At 39.6% G+C, this 1,667-nt stretch carries 2 protein-coding genes; both read left to right on the top strand.

Going from position 1 to position 1,667, the window contains the following annotated elements:
• Positions 1-146: 146 nt before the first annotated feature.
• On the top strand, positions 147-1,244 hold the full coding sequence (locus DW793_RS14155) for a site-specific integrase (RefSeq protein ID WP_118158531.1): 1,098 nt from the start codon (positions 147-149) through the stop codon (positions 1,242-1,244).
• A gap of 160 nt (positions 1,245-1,404) precedes the next feature.
• Positions 1,405-1,667 (top strand): hypothetical protein (locus tag DW793_RS15570; protein WP_252969917.1); only part of this gene is annotated, 263 nt, incomplete at its 3' end.

The following is a 1,667-nucleotide window of genomic DNA, read 5'->3' as shown; positions in this document are numbered from 1 at the left end:
TCATCGAAATTAATAATTTTTAAGACGCTTTTTGGCATTATTAAACGAAATATGCCGTCAATTTTCTTGTAGGATATACATACAGTTGATTTGTTATAGTTGTTATAATAAAATTAATGATTTATTAATGAAAGGAAGAAACTATTATGAGTAAAAGAGGACTTAACATCTATCATCGCAAAGACGGCAGATACGAAGGGCGTTACGCAGACGGTTATGGGGAGAACGGAAAGACAAAATACCGTTCGATCTACGGAAAGACCTACACCGAAGTCAAGGATAAACTCCTGCAAATTAAAGCAAGGATCATCACGCCCAAAGTCGAAAGCAGGCTGACGGTCAAAGAACTTTTTGCGGAGTGGCTCTCTGCAAAGTTCACACAGACTAAGCCTTCAACCTATGCAAACTACGCATTTAAGGCTGAAAAGCACCTTATCCCTGCTTTCGGCAACTTGAAGATCGAAAAGCTGTCACCGAGCAAGGTGTATGATTTTATCATAGAAAAGCGTAGCAAGGGACTTTCAAACAAATATATCTCCGATCTCATCGTCGTTCTCAAAAATATGACGAGGTATGCGGCGAGGGTACACCATTGTGTCAATCCGATTTCCGATGTAGAGTTGCCAAAGAAAGAGAAGCACGAGTTTGACCTCTACAACAAAAATGAGCAGAACCGCTTGAAATCGGCTCTGCTCACTAATATGGATCTGACTAAGCTGTGCATTATGATAGCCCTCTACACGGGTGTGCGTATCGGGAAACTTTGCGGATTGAAGTGGTCTGATATTGACCTGAATGCTAAGACTATCCGAATAGAGCGTACTGTACAGCGTATTCGTGTAAGCGGTAAAGTCAGCAGAACGGAGCTTATCGTATCCACTCCTAAGAGCCACACCTCAGAGAGAACCATACCTATCCCCGAATTTCTCGTCCGTATGCTTAAAGCATTCAAGCCGTCAAGCATTGTTACTTTTGTTATTACGGGCAATGCCAAGCTCCCTGATCCGAGAACTATGCAGTACCGCTTTAAGGCTCTGCTTATCAAGATAGGGCTGAGAACGCTCAATTTTCACTCTCTCCGCCACCTTTTTGCTACCAATTGCATCGAGTTGGGCTTTGATGTTAAGACGCTCTCCGAAATTCTGGGGCATAGCTCCGTAGAAATCACGCTCAACCGCTATGTGCATTCGTCTATTGAAAGAAAAAGACAGTGTATGGATATGCTGTCGCTTGATGTGGCTTAATTCTTTGTGCCGTCAAAATTACCGTAGCTTGAAAACAGAATATGCAGGAATAACGGCACTCTTGGGGTGGGTCGTTTTTGAATACGGAAATTTACGAAAGAATTATTTGTATTAACTGTTTATTCTTTCAGAAAAGTTTATATTATTTTTACGGTAAAAAATGGAAATAAATGATAAAAGTCAGTATGACAGTACAATAAGCACATCCAAAGAAGCAAGCATAGCTAAGGCTATGGAAATAATGATGGATGATATCAAAAGCAGACAAAAGATACAAATAATTACACGACCTAAGGTATCTTTATTAAAGGGATTGATACCAATATTTCTGTTGGTAATCAGTTATTTGTTTTTATTGATTAATTCCAGCAGTATATCATCTGCTTTATCAATAAGGAAAGTAACATACTATGCTATTAATCT

The organism is Ruminococcus sp. AM31-15AC (assembly GCF_003462045.1).
Classification (GTDB): Bacteria; Bacillota; Clostridia; order Oscillospirales; family Ruminococcaceae; genus Hominimerdicola; species Hominimerdicola aceti.
This window is presented reverse-complemented; position numbering and strand designations above follow the sequence as displayed.